The organism is Erythrobacter sp. GH1-10 (assembly GCF_045363165.1).
Classification (GTDB): Bacteria; Pseudomonadota; Alphaproteobacteria; order Sphingomonadales; family Sphingomonadaceae; genus Erythrobacter.
This window is the reverse complement of record NZ_JBJFLP010000001.1, coordinates 1116514-1136360: the sequence shown is the minus strand read 5'-3', so window position 1 is coordinate 1136360 and position 19847 is coordinate 1116514. Positions and strand designations below refer to the sequence as shown.

The following is a 19847-nucleotide window of genomic DNA, read 5'->3' as shown; positions in this document are numbered from 1 at the left end:
TCCTTCAAATATTCACTTCATCGTCCGCCATGCCGGTCGGCTGGCTGAGAGTTTCATTATCGGCGGGAGCCCCGCCGACATAGGCCGAAAGGCGACCCACCGCCTGCGCCACACGGGTTGCCGCGTGCGCCGGCTTGGCTTTCCCGAGATCGTCGGGACGCCCCGAAACGCCCAGATGGACGGTATTTTCGCGGCCCAATGCCACGGAAAGCGTGTTGCGGTCCAGTGGCAAGACTGTCCCGCGCGCACCCGATCCCTCGATTTCGCATCCGACCCGCCATGCCTGGTCGAGCCGTTTGCGTCCGTCTGCACTGCTGTCTTTGGCGTGCAAAAGCAATGCGATGCGCCCGGAACGCGCCTGTTCCTCGATCCGGGAGGACCCGAGCACGATGTTTCCCGCCCGCAATTCCAGGCCGAGCCGGTCGGAGAGATGGCGGGTGAGGGCCATCTCGACCTGCTGCGGCAGCTCGTCCGAGTAGGAAAGCTGAAATCCTTCAGGGCCGCCCTTGAACGCGCGCATCAGCGCCCGCCTGAAATGGCCATCGGCCATGCTAGCTTCAAGGGCAGCGCGGTCGGGCGCGATCCACGCGCCGCGGCCGGGTGCTTTCGCTCCCGGATCGGGCAGGACCACGCCTTCGGGCGAAATCGCCAGCCGCACGAGAGACTCGCGCGGATGGGTCTTTCCGGAAAGGATGCAGCGCCTTTCGCTCCCGGAAGCCTTGTCGGTCTTCGGCGAGCTGGGCGCTTCAGCGATGTCGGACGTCAGGCGCTCATTGGGTGGAGTCCGCATCGGCGGCCTCCTGCGTGTCGGTCGTCTCGGCAGGTGCCGGAGCTTCCTCTTCGTCTTCGAACCAGTGCGCGCGGGCAGCCATGATAATCTCGTTGCCCTGCTCTTCGCTCAAGCCGTATTCGCCAAGCACACCGCCCTTGTCCTGTTCGCGCTGCGGGCGCCGCATCGGCGGACCGTCTGCATTGTTGCGGCGACGCGGCGCTTCGCGCTTCTTGGCGATCAGTTCGTCGGTCGCAAGATCGGCAAGATCGTCGAGCGTCTTGATACCCGCCTTGCCGAGTGTGACCAGCATCGCTTCGTTGAGGTGCGGGATTTCGGCCAGCGCATCTTCGACGCCGAGTTCGCGGCGCACTTCGCGGTGTGCTGCTTCCTGGCGCTCGAGCGCTTCGATCGCACGGCTCTGAAGTTCTTCGGCGAGCTCTTCGTCAAAACCTTCGATGCTGGCGAGTTCGGCCAGTTCGACATAGGCGACCTCTTCGAGCATCGCGAAGCCTTCGGCGACCAGCAGCTGCGAAAGCGTTTCATCGACGTCGAGCTCTTCTTCGAACATCTTCGAACGTTCGGCAAATTCCTTCGAACGCTTCTCGGAAGCCTCTTCCTCGGTCATGATGTCGATCTGGTGACCTGTCAGCTGGCTGGCGAGGCGGACGTTCTGACCGCGGCGACCGATGGCAAGCGACAGTTGGTCGTCGGGAACGACGACTTCGATACGGCCTTCTTCCTCGTCGAGCACCACGCGGCTGACGGTGGCCGGCTGGAGCGCGTTGACGACGAAGGTCGCGGTGTCTTCCGACCACGGAATGATATCGATCTTTTCGCCCTGCAGTTCCTGCACGACAGCCTGCACACGGCTACCCTTCATGCCGACGCAGGCACCGACCGGGTCGATCGAGCTATCGTGGCTGATCACGCCGATCTTGGCGCGGCTGCCCGGATCGCGTGCGGCGGCCTTGATCTCGATGATGCCGTCGTAGATTTCGGGGACCTCTTGCGCGAACAGCTTGCGCATGAAATCGGGATGCGCGCGGCTCAGGAAGATCTGCGGGCCGCGGTTGTTGCGCTCGACCTTGGTGATCAGCGCGCGGACACGCTCGCCGACACGCGCGGCCTCGCGCGGGATCTGCTGGTCGCGGCGGATCACGCCTTCGGCGCGGCCGAGATTGACGATCACGTGGCCGAATTCGACCGACTTGATCACGCCGGTGATCACTTCGCCTGCACGATCCTTGAATTCCTCGAACTGGCGCTCACGCTCGGCATCGCGGACCTTCTGGAAGATCACCTGCTTGGCCGACTGCGCATCGATCCGGCCGAGATCGACCGGCGGCAGCGGGTCGACGATAAAGTCGCCGATCTGTGCGCCTTCCTGCAGCTTCTGCGCCTGCTTGAGATCGACCTGCTTGAAGTAGTCGTCGACTTCCTCGACCACTTCGACGACGCGCCACAGCGTCAGGTCGCCGGTCTGCGGGTCGAGCTTGGCGCGAATGTCGTTCTCCGCACCGTAGCGGTTGCGAGCGCTTTTCTGGATCGCCTCTTCCATCGCCTCGATGACGATCGACTTGTCGATCATTTTCTCCGAAGCGACCGCGTTGGCGATTGCAAGCAATTCTGCCTTGTTGGCGGAAATGGCACTGGCCATCAGTCGTCTGCCTTTTCTTCTAGGTCTTCAACAATGTCCTCGGCACCGGTGGTGTCGATGGGTTTGGTGGCGGCGATCAGCTTGTCGGTCAGGACGAGCTTTGCCGTGTGGATCTGTTCGCGCGGGAGTTCAACCCCGCCCAGCTTGGCGTCGGCGAGTTGCACCTTGCCGTTTTCGAGGCCGGCGAGTTCGCCCTTGAACACGCGCTGGCCCTTTTCATCGCCCGACCAGCCCTTGGTCATGACGATCCGCGCCTCGTGCCCGGCCCAGTCGGTAAAATCCTTATCGCGCGTCAGCGGCCGGTCGATGCCGGGCGAGGACACTTCGAGGTGATACGCACCTTCGACCAGAACCTCGCCCGCTTCCTCGCGTGCGTCGATCATATCCGACACGCGGCGCGAAAGCGCGGCACACTGTTCGATCACAAGCTGGCCCGTCGCCGGGTCCTCGGCCATGATCTGCAGAGCCTGCCCGCCATCGCCCGCTTCGGACGGCATCATCTGCACGCGCACGAGATCGAAACCGAGCGCTTTGGCTTCTGGTTCGATCAGGTCCGTCAGGTGTGCGATGTCGGTCATCGAGTTCCGTAGTAGTCTTCAAGTGTGACAAAGCCGATCCGGGCCGGCCCCTCGCGGCGCCAGCATCCAAACTTGTATCGACAATGTCGGGATGAACGTCAGATAGGCGCGGCCTTGCGCAATTGCAACGAAAAAGGGCCCGGCGCGAACCGGACCCTCCCCCGTTGCACTCGACAGAGCGCAATTGGCTTGAGATCAATGATCGTGATGGTCGCGATCGGGTGTCCAGGTTACGTGGGTGATATATGTGTAGTTGCCCGACGACCGAATGAAGCGATACGGCTTTCCGTTGGGCAAGAAGGCCGTGGGTTTGCCCCACGAAACCGGTGTGTTGCCGACCCCGGGGAGCGCGGTCCGGCTGCTTTTCTTGCCTTTGCCGCCGCCCTTGCCACCGCCATTGCCTCCACCTTTGCCGCCTTTGGGACCCTTGGTGCCGCCGCCTCCGCCGCCGGTGCCCGCACCATACATCAGAGCGAGTTCATCGTAATCATGCGCATCGGGCCCCTCATTGCCCTCGGGCAGGCTGGTGTATTCCATACACGACGTCGTTTCGTCGGTGCTGAAATCCTCGTTCTGATGGCCCAGCCCGTAATCGTGGCCGATCTCCTGGCAGGTGACGAGCTGACGCCAGGTGTAGTTGTTATAGCGATCGCGGTTGAAATAATTGTCGTTGAGCTTGGTCGATCCGGCGGTGATCACCCCGTTGCGCAGCGCGATCGTCGCGATCCCCAGCCAGCCATTCGCGCCATAGTCGTCGTTGCAGACCTGGATCGTGCCGGTGGTCATCCCGCAGCTCGAATTGTTGCCGTATTCGAGCCCCGAGTCGATCCATCCCGACTTGTTCCAATCAGACACAGCCTGGCTGACATGGCCGTTCCAGCGGCTGTCGGTGTTGTCGACCACCGCAGGCGTAATCGGATTCACGCTGTCCGACGCCCAGGCGTAGGTCGACCATTGGTGGTGCGCGAACAGCGGAGCTGCGGCGATACCGATTGCGAGAATGGCGGTGGACACGCCAAGGCTGCGCGTTGCGAATTTTTTCATGATTGTCCCCCTCGGACCGAGTACCGGTTCGGCCAAGGTGTGAACGCAAAGCGCTACCGCCGGTTGAAGGGATAGGGCTGACGAATATCGTGAACGCGCGATTCACCTGCTCAACAAGAAAGGGCCCGGCGCGAACCGGGCCCTTTCGAAGTGGTTCGGCTTCGCCCCTTACTGGACGATGCGGATCACGTCTGGGTTACTGTCGCGGTCGCCCGAGACAGTGCCGTCATTGGTCGAAGCGCCCTGAAGCAGGATGCCAGCGAAGTGCGGAGCCGCCATCGAGGTGCCCGAAATGGTGTTGTAGCCGCCGTCTTTCCAGGTCGACAGCACGGCCACGCCCGGCGAAGCGTAATCGATCGGCGGATTGCCGAAGTTCGAGAAGCTCGCGAACACGTCGCCCTGAGCAAAGGCCGAGATCGTGTAGACGTTCGGGCCGTTGGCGCGAGCGGGCGAACTGAGGTTCGCATCGCGGCTCTCATTGCCGGCTGCGAGCACGAACTTCACGCCGCTCTGCGAGGCTGCCACTACGGCCTGGTCGAGCGCGGTGCTGACCCCGCCGCCAAGGCTCATATTGGCGACATCGCCGTTGCTGCCATTGGCACCGACATAATCGACGCCGGCGATCACGCCCGAAATCGAACCCGATCCGCGGCGGTCGAGCACGCGCACCGAAACTACCGGAGCGCCCGGAGCGACGCCGATGACGCCGATCGCGTTGTCTCTCGCGGCGATCGTACCGGCAACGTGAGTTCCGTGACCATTCTGGTCGTCGGCGTCGCGGCCGACTGCAAAGAACGAACGGGTTGTGTCGACGTTGAGATCGGGGTGGTCGAGATCGATACCGCTATCGATCACCCAAGCGGTGCCGAAAGTTCCCGCGGCTCCACCGTTGACGCGGGTTATACCCCACGGGGTCTCCTGTGCGGGATCGCTCCCGCCGCCACCGCCGCCGCCAGGCTTCTTGCCCTTGCCCTGCTGGGTAGTGACGACCTGGTCCTGCTCGCAATAGGCGATATTGGGCGACAGGCGCTCCATGCGTTCAACCGCTGTGGCGCTCATATTGGTCGAGAACCCGCGAATGGTATTGCTGTAGACCCGCTTCAGCTGGCCGCCATTCGCATTGTTGAGCCGCGCGGCCTCGGCGCGGACATTGCCGCGCGCGACATCCTGCTTGTTGAAGACGCAAACATAGCTGTTGGGGATTTTTTCGCCTGCGCGCGGGCTATTTCCTTGCGCCTGCGCTGGCGATGCGAGAGCCATCCCCAGCCCTCCGAATGCGACACCGATTGCCAGAATCTTCTTTGTTTTCAGTCCCAAGAACCTTCTCCTCCGTGGTAAGAGGCAAATCGCCAACCCCATGGCGAACGCCCCCGGCGCTATTGGCCTGAGGGAAGGTTTAACCCGCGTTTCGCAAAGCACAAGTCGAAGGGGTTAAAGCTGTGAATATTTCGCGATGACCCGAAGCTCACGACGAATTCTATCGATTTCCGAATACTTCCAGCAAATACTATACGTTTTGGCGCAATGCGCACCGCTTGTCTTGTCTGAAAACTCGGAAATTGTGCCCGGAAGCCAATCCTGGCTAGTTTTCTTCGCCCCAACCGCCTTGTGCCTCGCCTTCGTCATTCAACGACCCGCGATCGACGCTGCGGGCTGAATCGTAGCCCCAGCCGTCTTTGCCCATCTCACGCGCAAGCTTGGCTTCGACCTCCGCCTTGATCGCTTCGTTGCCGAGCCGCTCGATCCGTTCTGCCGCAGAATCGGCCACCTGGGGCGCAACATAGGACGCGCCCACGGTCATGAAGAGGCCAAACAGAACGACCGCGCCGAAAATCAGGAGGAAGACCAGCCTGATGCTGCTGAACACGTTGTCAATCACGTCGCCGATAATCCGCATCCCACACCCTCTTTGCTGGCGGACGGAACGGATCAGGTGACCCGTTCGCTGGCGAAAGCATTAAACTGCAACGGTAAACAAGGAGTTGTGCCTAACCGTCGGCTTCTTCCATCAGGCCATGCTTCTTGATCGCGTGGCGAAGCTGGTCGTAGCTGAGGCCAAGCGCCTTTGCCGTCTGCCGCTGGTTCCAGCGGTGCTTGCCAAGCGCATGCTCGACGATCGAGCGTTCGTGCGCATCGACTGCGGCGCGCAGATCGTCCACCTGCTCGAAATCGACAGCGGGAGGGACAGGCCCCATTGGCCCAATGGCCGCCGGAGCGGAGGCAGCCGGTGCGACTTCGGCTTTACGGTGCGGAGGGGCCTCGGGCTTCCACGGGCTGTCGAAGGGATCGAACTGGACATGTGCGACCGGCGTATCGGGATCGTCCCAGCGATAGACCGCACGTTCGACCACATTGCGCAATTCGCGAACGTTGCCGGGCCATTCGTAATTCTCGAGCTGTTCCATGACATGCTGTGCAAAGCCTGGCCAATTGTGCCAGTCGAGCTCCGCTGCCATCCGGCGCGCGAAATATTCGGCCAGCACGATCACATCGCCCTCACGTACGCGCAGCGGCGGCAAGGTGATAACCTCGAAACTCAGTCGATCGAGCAAGTCGGCGCGGAATTCGCCGCTCTTGGCGAGTGCGGGCAGGTCGTCATTGGTGGCGGCGACGATCCGGACATCGACCCGGATCGGGCGCGAGGCGCCGATGCGCGTCACCTCGCCATATTCGACGGCCCTCAACAGGCGTTCTTGTGCGCCCATCGACAGAGTACCCAGTTCGTCGAGAAATAAAGTGCCCCGGTCGGCTTCCTCGAACCTTCCGGCTCGCGCTTTGGTAGCACCGGTAAACGCCCCCGCTTCGTGGCCGAACAATTCGGCTTCGATCAGGGTTTCGGGCAGCGCCGCGCAGTTCATCGTAACGAGCGGCTCGTCCCAACGGGTCGAAAGGCGGTGGAGACGTTCGGCGATGAGCTCCTTGCCCGTGCCCCGCTCGCCGATGACGAGCACGGGGCGGCTCATCGGGGCGGCCCGCGAAGCTCGCTCGACCGCGTCGAGGAAGGCGCCGGACTGGCCGATGAACTGATTTTCGCGTTCCATGGCCGATATATAGTGAAAATTCCCAATGGTTGGCAATAGAAACCAATACGTTCATCTGTCAGTCATCGAAAACCCTCGGATTTCCGCCATTTTCGGAGTTTGGCACGGCGGTTGCAGAATACCTTGCGAGACCGGCGAGGCTCTCCCGCAACGGGATCCCGCCAAGACCAAGAGGGACCAAGACGATGTACAAGAGCGTGTCGTTCGTAAAGGATTTCTGGGCCAAGAGCTTCTGGACCAGCAAGCTAGGCCAGGCCGCTTTCGCCAGTATCGTGGCAATGAGCGCGATGGTCGTCGTGACCACGCAGTTCGATGCCAGCGAGGCGCAAGCTGCGGCGATGACCCAGCCGCACGCCATCGGCGTCGTCTCGGTCGAGATCGCTTGAGCGTGCTCGTGAGCAAGCGCGAAACCAATCCCCTCGGGCCGGAGCGGGCAAAGTCCCCCGCAAAGGCTGCAACCGGCGCCACTGCCCCTGCGCGCCCGGATGGCAGCACCGCTTCGGCCCACACGGGATCGGGTTCGCTGTTGCGCCCCACCAAGCTTTCTCGCCTCGATGCCGAAATCGAAGCCTTGCGCCGCAGCCCCACCCCGACGCAATCTCGTCGCGATGATCGCGACGCCGAGTCGGGCAAGAGCGCGACCAACCCGTTTCTAGATGGAGTAGCCTTTATGGGCATTTTCAGCCGCACCCGTGACATCATTGCCGCGAACTTCAACGACATGCTCGACAAGGCGGACGACCCGCAGAAGATGATCCGCATGATCATCCTCGAGATGGAGGAGACGCTGGTCGAGGTCCGGGCGAGCGCGGCGCGCACCATCGCCGATCAAAAAGAAATGCATCGCCACGTCGTGAAGCTCGACAAGCTCCAGGCCGACTGGGCCGACAAGGCGCAGCTCGCTTTGTCGAAAGACCGCGAAGATCTCGCCCGTGCGGCGCTGGTCGAAAAGAAGAAGGCCAGCGGCATGGCCGACCAGCTCAAGACCGAAATCGCGGTGCTCGACGATGCGCTGCGCGCCTATGAGGAAGATATTTCCAAACTGCAGCACCGCCTGCGCGAGGCCCGCAGCCGTCAGACGGCCATAGCCGCCCGGCTCGAAAGCGCGGAGAACCGCGTCAAGCTGCGCACGCTGATGAGCACCGAGCGGACCGACGAGGCACTTTCGCGCTTCGACCAGCTCGAACGCCGCGTCGATTACGCCGAAGGCCGCGCCGATGCGATTTCGATCGGGGAAGACAGCCCGCCATCACTTTCGGACGAAATCGCCGCGCTCGAAGGTGCCGACGCGATCGACGACGAACTCGCAGAAATGAAAAAAGCGCTCGGCAAGCCCGACAGCGCCGAGAAGGAGGACTAAGCCATGGAACCCGAAGTGATCTTCGTCCCACTGTTCATCATGGGGACCATCTGGATCATCCTCCATTACATCACGAAATGGAAAACATCCGCGACCATTACTTCCGACGATGAAGTCCTGCTCGAGGAACTCTACAACCTCGCCAAGCGCCTCGACGAGAGGATGGACACGGTCGAGCGCCTGGTCGCATCCGACGACCCGTCCTTCAGCCCGGTCAAGCGCCTCACGGCCGACCGCGAAACCGACAACCAGCAACTGCGCGAGCTCGAGGAACTGCTCGCCGAGAAGAAGGGAGCCCAGCAATGAATTCGCCCCGCACAACGATCTATCGCGACAAAGCCAATGGCAAGCTCATGGGCGTCTGCTCGGGCATCGCGGAATACACCGGTGTCAACGTCCTCTGGATCCGCCTCGGCATGATCGCGCTGACCATCGGCCTTGGCTGGCCGATCCTGGCCTACTTCGCTGCCGGCATGCTGATGAGCAAGAAGCCGCCGCACCTCTATCGCGACGAAAGCGAACAGAAGTACTGGCAGCGCGTGCGGCAGAGCCCGAAGCGCACCGCCCGCGAAATCCGCGCCAACTTCCGCGACATCGATCGCAGGCTGGCAGCCGTCGAAACGCATTACGTCAGCAACAACCCGCGCCTGACCGCCGAAATCGAGCGACTGCGCTGAGCCGACTGACACGATTAGGGAGGAAAGTGAGATGGATCCGGGCATAATCGGAGTGTTCATTCCAATCGTCGCGATCATCATGGGCTGCGGCATCGCCATCACGAGCGTGTGGACCAAGCACAAACAGAAGATCGCCGAGATGCAGATCGACACGACTGCCAAGGCTACCGCCGAAAAGGCCGCACAGTATTCGAGCCAGGTGCAGAAGCTCGAAGACCGCGTGCAGGTGCTCGAACGCATCGTCACCGATCGCGGCTACGACATCGCCACCCAGATCGAGGCGCTGCGCGACACCCGCGAAGTCGAAGACCGCGACAGCGGCGTCCAGTTGGACGTCGACAACAAGGAGCGCGTGTGATGGACTGGATCATTGCGATTGTCGCGATCAGCACCGGCGGCTGGATCATCAATAACTGGATCCGGGCGAAATACGGATACGACCTTGAAGACGAGTGGGGCGGCAAATCGAAGCGCTCCGACGAAAAGAAGGTGAAGCAGCTGAAAGCCGAGAACCGCGAATTGCACGACAAGCTCGACGCCATGCAGGACCGCATGGTGGTGCTCGAGAAGATCGTGACCGACCGCGGATATTCGCTGGCCGATGAAATCGAGGCGCTGCGCGACAAGCCCGCCCGTGACACCGGTACCCCTCTCGACATTGAAACGAAGGAAAAAGCATGAGCATCGATGCAGCAGCCAATCTTGCCCCGCACCTCCCGTGGATCGTCGGCGGCGGCCTGGCGCTCGGCGCCGCAGGGATTGCCGGTTGGATCCACACCACGCGGCTGAAGATAAAGCACGGCTACCCGCTCGAAGGGATGTGGGGCCAGTCGCTGAAACCCAGCACCGATAACGAAGCCAAGCAACGCGTCACCCTGCTCACCCAGGAGAATGCCGAGCTGCGCGCCGAACTCGGCTCGGTCAAGGACCGGCTCGCCAATGTCGAACGGATCGTGACAGATAGCGGCTACCACCTCGGCAGCGAAATCGACAAGCTGCGCGAGCGTTCGCTCGAGCACCGGCAAGATGAAGGGAGTGCCTGATGGATATGGACCTGCTTATTGCCGTAATCGGCTCGATCATCCTGCTTTCGATCGTCGGGCTAAGCGTGAACGGCATCGTATCGAAGGTGCTCGACTACAAGCGCTCGCAAGCCGGGATCGGTGCGGCAAGAAATGCCAATAGCACCCAGGTGAATGCGATCGCCGACCGCACCGAGATGATCGAAGATCGTCTGCGCGTGCTCGAACGCCTCGCCACCGATCGCGGCCAACTGTTGGCCGACGAGATCGAGGCGCTGCGCGACCGTGCCATCTCGCACGAGAAATCGAAGGAGCGCGCCTGATGTTCGGAGCGGATACTCCCCTCGTCATGGACGCGCTGCAGATGGCGGGGCTTGCGCTCGTCGCCGGTGGCGCAGGCATGTTCTTCATCCTGCGCCGTAGGAAAGCGGATCAGCGCTATACGGGCTCGGGTGAAGCCAATCCGGACCAGCTCGAGGAACGCGTTCGCGTGCTCGAACGGATCGCAACCGATCAGTCGATCGGCCTCGCCGATGAGATCGAAGCCCTGCGCAGCGCTCCGCAGCAGCAGGACCGGCTGGAGAACGCTTCGCAATGAGCTGGATGAGCATCGCCTTGATCGTTTTTGTAGTCCTGTGGATCTACGAGCGCGGCCGTGTGCAGCGGCTGCGGCGCGAGAACCACGCGTTGATCGAGCGGATCAACCACGTCGGCAGCGATCTCGATCCGAGCGCCGACCAGGACGAAATCGACTCTGCCGAACTCAAGGAATTGCGCGAACGCGTGCAGGTGCTCGAACGGATCGCAACCGATGAAAACAGTTCCGAGGCGCGCAAGGCGCAGCGGATCGCCCAGGAAATCGAAAGCTTGCGCGGCGATATCGCGCGGCGTTCCTCGAAAGATAGGGAGGAAATGAGCGAATGATGGACCCCGTATTTGTTATCGCCGCGACCTGCCTCGTTGGCCTCAGCGTCGTCGCCTATGCCCTGCTGAAGGCATGGCAGGGCTGGCTTGAGTTGAAGCGCGAGCAGCTGGAGCGCGGAGGACAGGCTTCCTCCAATGCAGCCGCACCTGAAATCGAAGGCGGCGCGGGCGTTGGTGCGGCGCGGATCGAAATGGCTGACCTCAAAGAGCGCATCAAGAAGCTCGAAGCTATCGCCAGCGGGGTGGAGCTTTAACCCGCCTTCCCCCGCTGGACATGACGCGCGCTGCCCCTACATAGCGCGTCATGCGAACCCTCTCCGACATTCTCGAAGAATATGAATTCCTCGAAGGCGACGAACGCTATCGCCTGCTGATCGAGCTAGGCCGCGAGCTCGAGGATATGCCCGATGCGCTCAAGACCGATGCGACGCTGGTGCGCGGATGCTCGGCGGCGGTGTGGGTGTACCCCACGACAAGCGATGACACGCTGCACTTCCTCGCCGACAGCAACGCCGCGATCACCAAGGGGATCGTCGCGCTCGTCATTTCTGCGGTTCAGGACAAGCCCGCAAGCGAAGTTGCGGCAATGGACGTCAGAGCCGCGCTTGAACCCTTTGATCTCCAGAACCAGCTTTCGAGCAACCGCACACAGGGGGTGCCCAACATGATCGCGCTGGTGAAGGAACATGCCACGCGGATCGCAGCCACAGAATAGAGGGCTCGGCCGTATGCGCCCGCTTTACTTTGTAGGAGGTGCGATCGCGCTGGCGCTAGCCGTGACGGGCGCGGTTCTGCCGCTGATGCCCACCGTCCCCTTCCTGATCGTTGCGGTGTTCTGTTTTGCCCGCAGCAATCCCCGGCTGGAACAGCGTATCCTCGACCATCACTATTTCGGCCCACAGGTCCGAGATTGGCAGGAACGCCGCGCAATCAGCCGCAAGACGAAGCTTATCGCCATCGCCGCCATGACGATGGGTATCGGCTTCACGTGGTACACGCTCGGCTGGCCGTATTACCTTGTTTCGATAGCCATACTCGTCATCGCGGGCGGCTGGATCTGGACCCGCAACGAGTGATCAGATCTGCGCGTCCCTGACGACCGCCAAGCCCGATTCGCGCTGGGCTTTCAGTTCAGCCTTGAGCTTCTGCGGATCGCGCGCGAGTACAAAGCCGAAGCTGACCCCGCCTTCCTTGCCAATGGTCGCGTGGTGCAGCTTGTGCGCTTGCACCAGCCGCTTGGCATAGCCCTTCTTGGGGACCCATCGGAAGTAGCGCTGATGGACGAGGCCGTCGTGGACGAGCGTGTAGATGACGCCATAGATTGAGATGCCGACCGCCGCCCACCACAGCCATTCCCAATAGAGCGAACCGAAGATGTACATCGCAGCGTTTATGGTGCCGAATACGACTGCGAACAGGTCGTTGCGCTCGAAGGTGTTGTCATGTGGCTCGTGATGGTCGCGGTGCCACGCCCAGCCGAAGCCGTGCATGATGTATTTGTGCGCAAACCACGCCCACCACTCCATGAACACCACGGCGGCGACAACGATTGCTACGGCTTCGAACCAAGTCATGCCGTGATTTTACTCTCTTGCGCGCGCGGTTCAACCGCTTCGCCCACTCCGGCGCGTTTGGCGGCGGGCAAGGCCCACCACGGCACGTCGGGTCGGCGGTGGTGTTCGAGGTGGTATCCGAAGTGAAAACAGCTTGCGAGGCTGGCCAGAGTCGCGAATTCATCGCTCCGCGTGTTGTGCCGGTCGATGAATTCCTGCTCGTGCCCATCATCGAGATGGCGATGCGGGCGGAATGTACCGAAGTAGAACAGTTGGAGCGAAGACAGTAGCGCGGGTGCGCCGTAGAGCAACACGATCTGAACCATCGGAATGCCGATCACCAGCCAATAGATCCCGACCACGGTGTGCACGTAGAGCAGCGACTGCCAGCCGAAATAGCGCTTGAAGAAGGTCGCGTACCAGCGCGCGAAATCCCGCGGATTGTTTTCGTCGAAGTCGGGATCGCCTTCATGCCCGGCAAGCTTGTGATGGGTGAAATGCGCGTCGCGCAGCTTCCTCCAGGCAAAGCCCGCATAGAGGAACAGCAGGATTGTCCCGATCGCGGAATTCGCCCGCGGCTTTCCGGGTACAAGGCTGCCATGCATCGCATCGTGGCAGACGATGAACACCCCGACCGAAAGCCAGCATTGCACCACCGCCATTGCCAGCGCCAGGGGCAGGTTGGCCCATGTCAGTTCGAACACGAACATGGCGTAAGCGTGGATACCCAACCAGCCGCCCGCGATCAGCGCGGCGAGCGCAAGGCCGATCGAGGCCTGCGCGTGGCGGCCGGGAAGCGAGAAGTGCGGTGTCATTTCAGGCAAAGAACGCTCGAACCATCGGTTCGGTTGCGTATAGCGTGAAAGGTTTTGCGCTCCAACCGGCGCAGACCTATTCGCTGTCGGGAAAAAAGAACTCGCGCAGATGCTCGCCGATCTTTGCCGGGCGCAGCGTTTCCGCATCGATGCAGCACCAGCTCGATTGCACTTCGGCCAGCACTTCCTCGCCGCGCTGGATCACGGTGCGATAGAAAGCGCGCGGCCCTTTGAAACGTTCGAGCACGGTGTTGGCGATCACGTCGTCCTCGAGGAAGGCGGGCTTGCGATAGGTAATCTCGTGTTTGAGCGCGACCCACGCCTTGCTGGCAACTTCCTCTGCCGGAGCGAGCTTGTTCCAGTGTGCCAGCACCGCGTCCTGAACCCAGTTCAGATACCGCGCATTGTTCACATGCCCCATGAAATCGATGTCTTCGGGAACGACCTTGATCGGGTGACGGAACGGATTCGTTGCTGACATGAGTGTAAGTTAGGCGCAAAGTGCTTACGTTTCCATGACGAAATGCAGGTCTTTTCACCATCGGCTTGCCAGTGTTGCCCCAAGGCCGCTAATCGGCTCGGCAAAGGAACACTTTCTCGCCATGGCCAGCAGACCCCGCACACTTTACGAAAAGATCTGGGAGGATCACGTCGTTGAAACCCGCGAGGACGGGACCGCGATAATCTATATCGACCGGCATCTCGTCCATGAAGTCACCAGCCCGCAGGCATTCGAGGCGCTGCGGATGGCGGGTCGCCCGGTGCGCCGACCCGAACTGACGCTAGCGGTGCCCGATCACAACCTGCCGACCACCGCGCGCCGCGATGCGTCGGGCGGCAAGATTCCCATCGCCGATCCGCAGAGTGCGCAACAGCTCGCGATGCTGGAAAAGAACGCGCCCGATTTCGGCATCCGCTACATCGGCGATGCAGACGCCGAGCAGGGGATCGTCCATGTCGTAGGTCCCGAGCAGGGCTTCTCGCTTCCCGGAACCACCATCGTATGCGGCGACTCGCACACTGCCAGCCACGGCGGCCTCGGCGCGCTTGCCTTCGGGATCGGCACCAGCGAGGTCGAGCACGTTTTGGCCACGCAGACGCTGCTTCTGCAGCGCTCGAAGCCGATGGAGGTCCGGGTCGAAGGCGAGTTCGGCCCCGGCGTTACGGCAAAGGACCTGATCCTCCACATCATCGGCGTAATCGGCGCGGCGGGCGGTAGCGGATACGTGATCGAGTACCGCGGCACTGTGTTCGAGCAGATGAGCGTCGAGCAGCGTCTGACCGTTTGCAACATGAGCATCGAGGCAGGAGCGCGCGCCGGCCTGATCGCGCCCGATGAAACCGTGTTCGCCTATCTCAAGGGCCGCCCGATGGCGCCCAAGGGAGACGATTGGGATCGCGCGGTTGCCTATTGGAAGACGCTGCACAGCGATCCGGGCGCGGAGTTCGCAAAGTCGGTGGCGATCGACGCCTCCGAAGTGCAGCCGTCCGTGACCTGGGGGACCAGCCCCGAAGATGTCGTGCCGATCGGCGGCACCGTTCCCTCGCCCGACAGCTTTGCCGATCCGAGCAAGCGCACCGCCGCACAGAAAAGCCTCGATTACATGGGCCTGACAGCGGGCATGAAGATGACCGACATCCCAGTCGAGAACATCTTCATCGGCAGCTGCACCAACAGCCGGATCGAAGACCTGCGCGCTGCTGCCAAGGTGCTCGAAGGCCGCAAGAAAGCCGACAATGTCCGCTGGGCAATCGTCGTCCCGGGGTCGGGGCTGGTCAAACGGCAGGCCGAAGAAGAAGGCCTCGATCGTATCTTCCTCGAGGCCGGATTCGAATGGCGCGAGCCGGGCTGCTCGGCTTGCCTCGGTATGAACCCCGACAAGGTCCCGCCGGGCGAACGCTGCGCTTCGACCAGCAACCGCAATTTCGTCGGCCGTCAGGGCCCCGGCGCGCGCACCCACCTCGTCTCCCCCGCCATGGCCGCGGCGGCGGCAGTCGCGGGGCGGCTCGCAGATGTGCGCGAGTTTACCTGACTTCCCTTGAAACGGCGCTCTACCGAGCGCATTGAGAGATTATGACCAAAGACACCAAGAAGAAGGCCGCCATCGGCGCAGCCGCGACCATCGGCTCCGCTGCGATTGCGGCTGCGCTGCTCTATGCTGGCAAGCGGTTCAAGAAGAAGGCGGACGAGAACGGCTTGACCGGAACCATCCCTTCCGTCGAGCCGCCCGAGACCGACTGAGGGGTACGGCATGGAAGCGCTCTCGCAGGTCACCGGCCGCGCCATCCCTTTCGGCGCGAAGAATGTCGACACCGACATCATTATCCCGGCCAAATGGCTCAAGACCATTTCGCGAGAAGGCCTGGGCGAAGGCGCATTCGAAACCATCCGGCAGGACCCGGACAACGTTTTCGATGACCCTGCTTACAAGGGCGCACCGATCCTGCTGGCAGGCGACAACTACGGCTGCGGATCGAGCCGTGAACACGCCGCCTGGGCGATGCTCGATCTCGGCATAAGGGTGGTGATCGCGCCGAGCTTCTCCGACATCCATTCGGGCAATGCCGTGAAGAACGGCATTCTCCCGGTGGTGCTGCCGCAGGAGGCGGTCGACCGGCTGATGGAGGTCGCGCGCGAAGGCCATAAGATCACCGTCGATCTAGAGAACCAGACGGTGACCACGCCGTTCCAGGACCGCTTCACCTTCGATATCGATCCGTTCCGCAAGCACTGCCTGCTGAACGGTCTCGACGAAGTGTCGCTCACGCTCGAAAGCGAAGCGGCGATCGGAAAATTCGAGCAAGCCCGCGCCGGTGCACGAGGCTGGCTTGCCCAAGGCACAGCAATCTAAGGGAGAATCCAGCCATGAAAGCCCTCCGCAGCCACGAAGTCGGCGGCCCCGAAACCCTCACGCTCGACGAGGTCGAGACCCCAACCCCCGGCAAGGGCGAAGTGCTGGTCGCGGTGAAAGCCTGCGCGATCAACTATCCCGACACGCTGATCATCCGCGACCTCTACCAGTTCAAGCCGCCGCGCCCTTTTGCCCCGGGCGGCGAGCTTGCCGGCGTGATCGAGGCGGTCGGCGAAGGCGTCGAGGACTTCAAGGTCGGCGACCGTGTGATGGCCGGTATCGGCAATGGCGGGCTCGCCGAGAAGGTGATCGTGCCCGCAGGCCGGATGTTCCCGATCCCCGACGGCGTCCCGTTCGAAAAGGCCGCATCGCTGCTCATGACCTACGGCACGACGATCCACGGTCTCAAGGACCGCGGCCACATCAAGGAAGGCGATACCGTCCTGATCCTCGGCGCGGCAGGCGGCGTTGGCCTGTCTGCCGTGGAACTCGCCAAGGCGTTCGGCGCACGCGTCATTGCGGCCGTCTCGAGCGAGGAAAAGGGTGAGGTTGCCAAGCAGGCGGGCGCGGACGACGTCGTGATCTATCCCAAGGGCGAGATGGACAAAGCCGCCTCGAAAGAACTCGCCAACGCCTTCAAGGCCGCGTGCGGCCCCGAAGGCGCGAACATCGTCTACGACATCGTTGGCGGGCAGTATTCCGAACCCGCGCTGCGCTCGATTGCTTGGGAGGGTCGCTTCCTCGTGGTCGGTTTCCCCGCCGGGATCGCGAAGATGCCGCTCAACCTCACCTTGCTCAAGAGCTGCGACATCTGCGGCGTCTTCTGGGGCGCCTTCACCGCGCGCGAGCCGGTGAAGTTCCGCGAGCAGGTCGTCGAGCTGTTCGACCTGATGAAAGCGGGAAAGATCGATCCGCTGGTGTCGGAAACCTTCCCGCTCGAACGCGCCGGCGATGCCATCGCCAAGCTCGAAAACCGCCAGGCCGTCGGCAAACTCGTCGTCACCATGGATTAAATTGCTCGCATGTCGGGTTGCCCGGCGCGCACCCGGACCCTATTTCGAGGGTAGCATTTTCGGAGGGACATAGATGACCGATTTCAAGGATCGCGAACGCGCTGAAGAAGCCAAGTTCGCCATGGACGAAGAGACCGCTTTCAAGGTCGCCGCACGCCGCAACCGGTTGCTCGGCGAATGGGCTGCGGGCCTGATGGGCCTCACCCCGGAGGAAACCGAAGCCTACAAGAAAGCGGTCGTGCAGGCCGATTTCGAGGAAGCGGGCGATGAAGACGTGATCCGCAAGCTGCTCGGCGACCTCACCGCTTCCGAGTGCGACGTGTCCGAAGCCGACATTCGCGCAAAGCTCGAAGAGATGAACATCGAGGCCAAGCGCCAATTCATGAGCGACAGCTAATCCGATGCCGATGTCGCGAGCCGATATCGAATCCGCCATCGCCGAGGCACTGCCCGGCGCGGTGGTCGAACTGACCGATCTGGCCGGTGACGACGATCACTGGGCCGTCCGGGTCGAAGCGCCGCAATTCGCTGGCAAGAACCGCGTCCAGCAGCACAAGCTGGTCTATGCTGCGCTCGGCGGGCGCATGGGCGGCGAACTGCACGCCTTGCAAGTCACCACCGTGGTTCCCACGTAACTCTCCAGCAGATGAATCATACCAAAGGCCGCACAAATCATGGCTGACACCAACACCCGTATTTCCACCCTCGTCGGCGACAACGATGTCGTCCTGTTCATGAAGGGCACCCCGCTGTTCCCGCAATGCGGTTTTTCGAGCCGCGCAGTCGCGATCCTCGACCATTGCGGCATTGCTTACGAGAGCGTCGACGTGCTGCAGGACATGGAAATCCGTCAGGGGATCAAGAGCTATTCCGATTGGCCGACGATCCCGCAACTCTACGTCAAAGGCGAGTTCGTCGGCGGCAGCGACATCATGATGGAAATGTTCGAAGCCGGCGAATTGCAACAGATGCTCGATGAACAGGGCGTCGCCAAAGCGGAGAGCTAATTTCGGGCAATCGGCTGTGCAGAAGCGGCAAGGGCGACCGCCCGCTTGCTGCGATGCGACCTTCAGATCGCATGAGCCAAGAAATCGCACCCCGGACCGGATGCGAAAAATGAGACACCCAAAAAGAAACCGCCCTGCTGACCAAGGCAGGGCGGTTCTTTATTACGGGGAGGTCGGACCCAGAGACCAGGAAGGCCAAACCTCGTTTCGAAGACCACTTGGGCTGCCCAATGCGATGCACTACCCGTGCCAAACTGCCGGAATTCAGCAAATCCAAGGGGTTCGATGGTTTATGGAACGTAAAAACTTCCAAAGGTGTAAAGTAGCCCGACAGGGCACAGACCAGCAGTTTCAACTCGAAACCCACTTGGCAAGCGCTCGCCCAAGCGGCATCACATTGCCCTATGTCTAGTGAACCCGCCCGCGAAGGGATTCCCGCCGCAACCATCGTCATTTTCCGCAACGCAACCTCGGGCGGTCCGCCCGAAGTGCTGATGACAGTGCGCTCGCGCGACATGGTGTTCGCGGGCGGGATGGCGGTCTTTCCCGGTGGCCGGGTGGATCCGGCGGATTTCGAGCTGGGACAGAAAGTTGCAGGCGAATTTGCCGATGCGATGACACCGGACGAGGCCGCGCATCAGGTCGCCGCCGTGCGCGAGACGCTTGAGGAAACCGGGCTGGCTCTTGGCCTGTCGGGTGACATCACCGCCGAAAGCGCAGCGGAAGCGCGCGCACTGCTCGAAAGGGAAGGCGCACTGGCACCGGTGCTCGAAGCGTTCGGCTGGAGCCTCGACCTCGATCAGATCGTGCCCTTCGCCCGCTGGTTTCCCAAGAACGAGCGGATCCCCCGCGTCTACGACACGCGGTTCTATCTCGCCAACCTCGGCACCGGCGCGGTCGAGATCGAAGTCGACGCGACCGAGAACACACGGCTGTTCTGGACCACCGCGCAGGGCGCGCTCGACATGGCGGAACGCGGCGAGATCAAACTGATCTTCCCCACCCGCCGGAACCTCGAACGCCTCGCGCTGTTCGGTTCTTTCGCCGAGGCACGCGCGCAGGCCGAGGCGATCCCTGTGCGCACGATCGTGCCGCAGGTCGATACCAGCGGCGGCAAGCCGATGCTGACGATCCTAGAGGACGCCGGCTATCCGGTAACGTCCGAATTGCTCGAAACGGTTGCGAGAGGCTGAATCGGCCTAGTAGCCGCGCTGATATCCCGGCGGATCATCGAATCTCGTCGAAGTCTGTCCTGCGCGACGCGTAGACCAGAAATACTCGCCATCGGCACCGCAGATATAATAGCGCCAGCTGTTGGGTGCCCACTGCCCCGGCCCGACGTTCGATGAAACCCAGCAGGTCCATCGGCCGTTCTTGCTCAACAAACATAGCCGCATGTCGACCGCGAAATTCTCGTCATTGCGAGCCTTGATCGCCAAAGTATAGCGATTGTCGTTGCAGCGATCGTCCCACTTGGTTTCGATCTTCGGTGCGGCATACGCCGCGGAAGGCAATGCCACCGCGGCAAGCAG

General features: G+C 62.0%; 32 protein-coding genes. 21 read left to right on the top strand and 11 right to left on the bottom strand.

The genetic code is table 11. The features are described from left to right. Positions 1-4 precede the first annotated feature (4 nt). The 7 genes from ACI5KX_RS05625 to pspF form a co-directional block, all read right to left on the bottom strand. Positions 5-790 carry a DUF448 domain-containing protein gene (locus ACI5KX_RS05625; RefSeq protein ID WP_406809697.1) on the bottom strand — a complete coding sequence of 262 codons (786 nt, stop codon included), beginning with the start codon at positions 788-790 and terminating at the stop codon, positions 5-7. Then, positions 771-2429, bottom strand: coding sequence for a transcription termination factor NusA (nusA, locus tag ACI5KX_RS05620; protein ID WP_406809696.1), 1659 nt, complete (start codon positions 2427-2429; stop codon positions 771-773). The genes ACI5KX_RS05625 and nusA overlap by 20 nt, the downstream gene beginning before the upstream one ends. Then, positions 2429-3007, bottom strand: coding sequence for a ribosome maturation protein RimP (gene rimP, locus ACI5KX_RS05615; protein ID WP_406809695.1), 579 nt, complete (start codon positions 3005-3007; stop codon positions 2429-2431). The genes nusA and rimP overlap by 1 nt, the downstream gene beginning before the upstream one ends. A gap of 195 nt (positions 3008-3202) precedes the next feature. Continuing rightward, complete coding sequence (locus tag ACI5KX_RS05610) at positions 3203-4051, bottom strand: hypothetical protein (RefSeq protein ID WP_406809694.1); 849 nt, start codon at positions 4049-4051, stop codon at positions 3203-3205. Positions 4052-4219: 168 nt separating this feature from the next. Further along, complete coding sequence (locus ACI5KX_RS05605) at positions 4220-5368, bottom strand: S8 family serine peptidase (protein WP_406809693.1); 1149 nt, start codon at positions 5366-5368, stop codon at positions 4220-4222. 265 nt (positions 5369-5633) lie between these two features. Beyond that, on the bottom strand, positions 5634-5948 hold the full coding sequence (locus ACI5KX_RS05600) for a hypothetical protein (protein WP_406809692.1): 315 nt from the start codon (positions 5946-5948) through the stop codon (positions 5634-5636). Between the two features lie 91 nt (positions 5949-6039). Continuing rightward, positions 6040-7092: a phage shock protein operon transcriptional activator gene (pspF, locus tag ACI5KX_RS05595; protein ID WP_406809691.1), complete on the bottom strand. Its 1053-nt coding sequence runs from the start codon at positions 7090-7092 to the stop codon at positions 6040-6042. 185 nt (positions 7093-7277) lie between these two features. Here pspF and ACI5KX_RS05590 point away from each other — a divergent pair, with 185 nt between their 5' ends. From ACI5KX_RS05590 to ACI5KX_RS05530, 13 genes are read left to right on the top strand one after another with little or no spacing between them, the layout of a single operon-like run. Beyond that, positions 7278-7478, top strand: coding sequence for a hypothetical protein (locus tag ACI5KX_RS05590; RefSeq protein WP_406809690.1), 201 nt, complete (start codon positions 7278-7280; stop codon positions 7476-7478). Positions 7479-7486: 8 nt separating this feature from the next. Continuing rightward, positions 7487-8452 (top strand): phage shock protein PspA, encoded by a 966-nt coding sequence (gene pspA / locus ACI5KX_RS05585; protein ID WP_406809689.1) that lies wholly within the window; start codon positions 7487-7489, stop codon positions 8450-8452. A gap of 3 nt (positions 8453-8455) precedes the next feature. Beyond that, a complete protein-coding gene (gene pspB / locus ACI5KX_RS05580; RefSeq protein WP_406809688.1) occupies positions 8456-8758 on the top strand; it encodes an envelope stress response membrane protein PspB in 303 nt (100 codons plus the stop codon). After that, positions 8755-9129: an envelope stress response membrane protein PspC gene (pspC, locus tag ACI5KX_RS05575; protein WP_406809687.1), complete on the top strand. Its 375-nt coding sequence runs from the start codon at positions 8755-8757 to the stop codon at positions 9127-9129. The genes pspB and pspC overlap by 4 nt, the downstream gene beginning before the upstream one ends. 31 nt (positions 9130-9160) lie before the next feature. After that, positions 9161-9487 carry a hypothetical protein gene (locus ACI5KX_RS05570; RefSeq protein WP_406809686.1) on the top strand — a complete coding sequence of 109 codons (327 nt, stop codon included), beginning with the start codon at positions 9161-9163 and terminating at the stop codon, positions 9485-9487. Then, positions 9487-9810: a hypothetical protein gene (locus ACI5KX_RS05565; RefSeq protein WP_406809685.1), complete on the top strand. Its 324-nt coding sequence runs from the start codon at positions 9487-9489 to the stop codon at positions 9808-9810. The genes ACI5KX_RS05570 and ACI5KX_RS05565 overlap by 1 nt, the downstream gene beginning before the upstream one ends. Continuing rightward, positions 9807-10172, top strand: coding sequence for a hypothetical protein (locus ACI5KX_RS05560; RefSeq protein ID WP_406809684.1), 366 nt, complete (start codon positions 9807-9809; stop codon positions 10170-10172). The genes ACI5KX_RS05565 and ACI5KX_RS05560 overlap by 4 nt, the downstream gene beginning before the upstream one ends. After that, entirely contained in the window at positions 10172-10474 is a 303-nt protein-coding gene (locus tag ACI5KX_RS05555) for a hypothetical protein (RefSeq protein ID WP_406809683.1), read from the top strand. The genes ACI5KX_RS05560 and ACI5KX_RS05555 overlap by 1 nt, the downstream gene beginning before the upstream one ends. Then, the gene (locus ACI5KX_RS05550; RefSeq protein WP_406809682.1) at positions 10474-10749 is read left to right on the top strand and encodes a hypothetical protein; all 276 of its coding nucleotides are present in this window, start codon (positions 10474-10476) and stop codon (positions 10747-10749) included. Before ACI5KX_RS05555 ends, ACI5KX_RS05550 begins: the two co-directional genes overlap by 1 nt. Next, on the top strand, positions 10746-11075 hold the full coding sequence (locus ACI5KX_RS05545; protein WP_406809681.1) for a hypothetical protein: 330 nt from the start codon (positions 10746-10748) through the stop codon (positions 11073-11075). Before ACI5KX_RS05550 ends, ACI5KX_RS05545 begins: the two co-directional genes overlap by 4 nt. Further along, entirely contained in the window at positions 11072-11329 is a 258-nt protein-coding gene (locus tag ACI5KX_RS05540) for a hypothetical protein (RefSeq protein ID WP_406809680.1), read from the top strand. The genes ACI5KX_RS05545 and ACI5KX_RS05540 overlap by 4 nt, the downstream gene beginning before the upstream one ends. A gap of 50 nt (positions 11330-11379) precedes the next feature. Beyond that, on the top strand, positions 11380-11790 hold the full coding sequence (locus ACI5KX_RS05535; RefSeq protein ID WP_406809679.1) for a SufE family protein: 411 nt from the start codon (positions 11380-11382) through the stop codon (positions 11788-11790). A gap of 13 nt (positions 11791-11803) precedes the next feature. Then, a complete protein-coding gene (locus ACI5KX_RS05530) occupies positions 11804-12151 on the top strand; it encodes a YbaN family protein (RefSeq protein WP_406809678.1) in 348 nt (115 codons plus the stop codon). Here ACI5KX_RS05530 and ACI5KX_RS05525 read toward each other — a convergent pair whose 3' ends face one another. The 3 genes from ACI5KX_RS05525 to ACI5KX_RS05515 form a co-directional block, all read right to left on the bottom strand. Continuing rightward, positions 12152-12649 carry a sterol desaturase family protein gene (locus ACI5KX_RS05525; RefSeq protein ID WP_406809677.1) on the bottom strand — a complete coding sequence of 166 codons (498 nt, stop codon included), beginning with the start codon at positions 12647-12649 and terminating at the stop codon, positions 12152-12154. After that, a complete protein-coding gene (locus ACI5KX_RS05520) occupies positions 12646-13443 on the bottom strand; it encodes a fatty acid desaturase (protein WP_406809676.1) in 798 nt (265 codons plus the stop codon). Before ACI5KX_RS05520 ends, ACI5KX_RS05525 begins: the two co-directional genes overlap by 4 nt. A 76-nt stretch (positions 13444-13519) precedes the next feature. After that, the gene (locus ACI5KX_RS05515; RefSeq protein ID WP_406809675.1) at positions 13520-13924 is read right to left on the bottom strand and encodes an acyl-CoA thioesterase; all 405 of its coding nucleotides are present in this window, start codon (positions 13922-13924) and stop codon (positions 13520-13522) included. Between the two features lie 121 nt (positions 13925-14045). On the opposite strand from ACI5KX_RS05515, the gene leuC reads away from it, so the two are divergent. The 8 genes from leuC (at position 14046) to ACI5KX_RS05475 (ending at position 19508) form a co-directional block, all read left to right on the top strand. After that, positions 14046-15476 (top strand): 3-isopropylmalate dehydratase large subunit, encoded by a 1431-nt coding sequence (gene leuC / locus ACI5KX_RS05510; RefSeq protein WP_406809674.1) that lies wholly within the window; start codon positions 14046-14048, stop codon positions 15474-15476. 41 nt (positions 15477-15517) lie between these two features. Beyond that, positions 15518-15685, top strand: coding sequence for an isopropylmalate isomerase (locus ACI5KX_RS05505; RefSeq protein WP_406809673.1), 168 nt, complete (start codon positions 15518-15520; stop codon positions 15683-15685). A gap of 10 nt (positions 15686-15695) precedes the next feature. Then, positions 15696-16295, top strand: coding sequence for a 3-isopropylmalate dehydratase small subunit (leuD, locus tag ACI5KX_RS05500; protein ID WP_406809672.1), 600 nt, complete (start codon positions 15696-15698; stop codon positions 16293-16295). A 14-nt stretch (positions 16296-16309) separates the two neighbouring features. Then, positions 16310-17308 (top strand): NADPH:quinone oxidoreductase family protein, encoded by a 999-nt coding sequence (locus ACI5KX_RS05495; RefSeq protein WP_406809671.1) that lies wholly within the window; start codon positions 16310-16312, stop codon positions 17306-17308. Between the two features lie 73 nt (positions 17309-17381). Next, on the top strand, positions 17382-17705 hold the full coding sequence (locus tag ACI5KX_RS05490; protein ID WP_406809670.1) for a DUF1476 domain-containing protein: 324 nt from the start codon (positions 17382-17384) through the stop codon (positions 17703-17705). Positions 17706-17709: 4 nt separating this feature from the next. Next, a complete protein-coding gene (locus ACI5KX_RS05485; RefSeq protein ID WP_406809669.1) occupies positions 17710-17943 on the top strand; it encodes a BolA/IbaG family iron-sulfur metabolism protein in 234 nt (77 codons plus the stop codon). A 39-nt stretch (positions 17944-17982) separates the two neighbouring features. Continuing rightward, positions 17983-18315: a Grx4 family monothiol glutaredoxin gene (gene grxD / locus ACI5KX_RS05480; protein WP_406809668.1), complete on the top strand. Its 333-nt coding sequence runs from the start codon at positions 17983-17985 to the stop codon at positions 18313-18315. 404 nt (positions 18316-18719) lie between these two features. Then, positions 18720-19508: an NUDIX hydrolase gene (locus ACI5KX_RS05475; protein WP_406809667.1), complete on the top strand. Its 789-nt coding sequence runs from the start codon at positions 18720-18722 to the stop codon at positions 19506-19508. Positions 19509-19514: 6 nt separating this feature from the next. Here ACI5KX_RS05475 and ACI5KX_RS05470 read toward each other — a convergent pair whose 3' ends face one another. After that, positions 19515-19835, bottom strand: a complete 321-nt coding sequence (locus ACI5KX_RS05470) for a hypothetical protein (protein WP_406809666.1) — start codon at positions 19833-19835, stop codon at positions 19515-19517. Positions 19836-19847 lie beyond the last annotated feature (12 nt).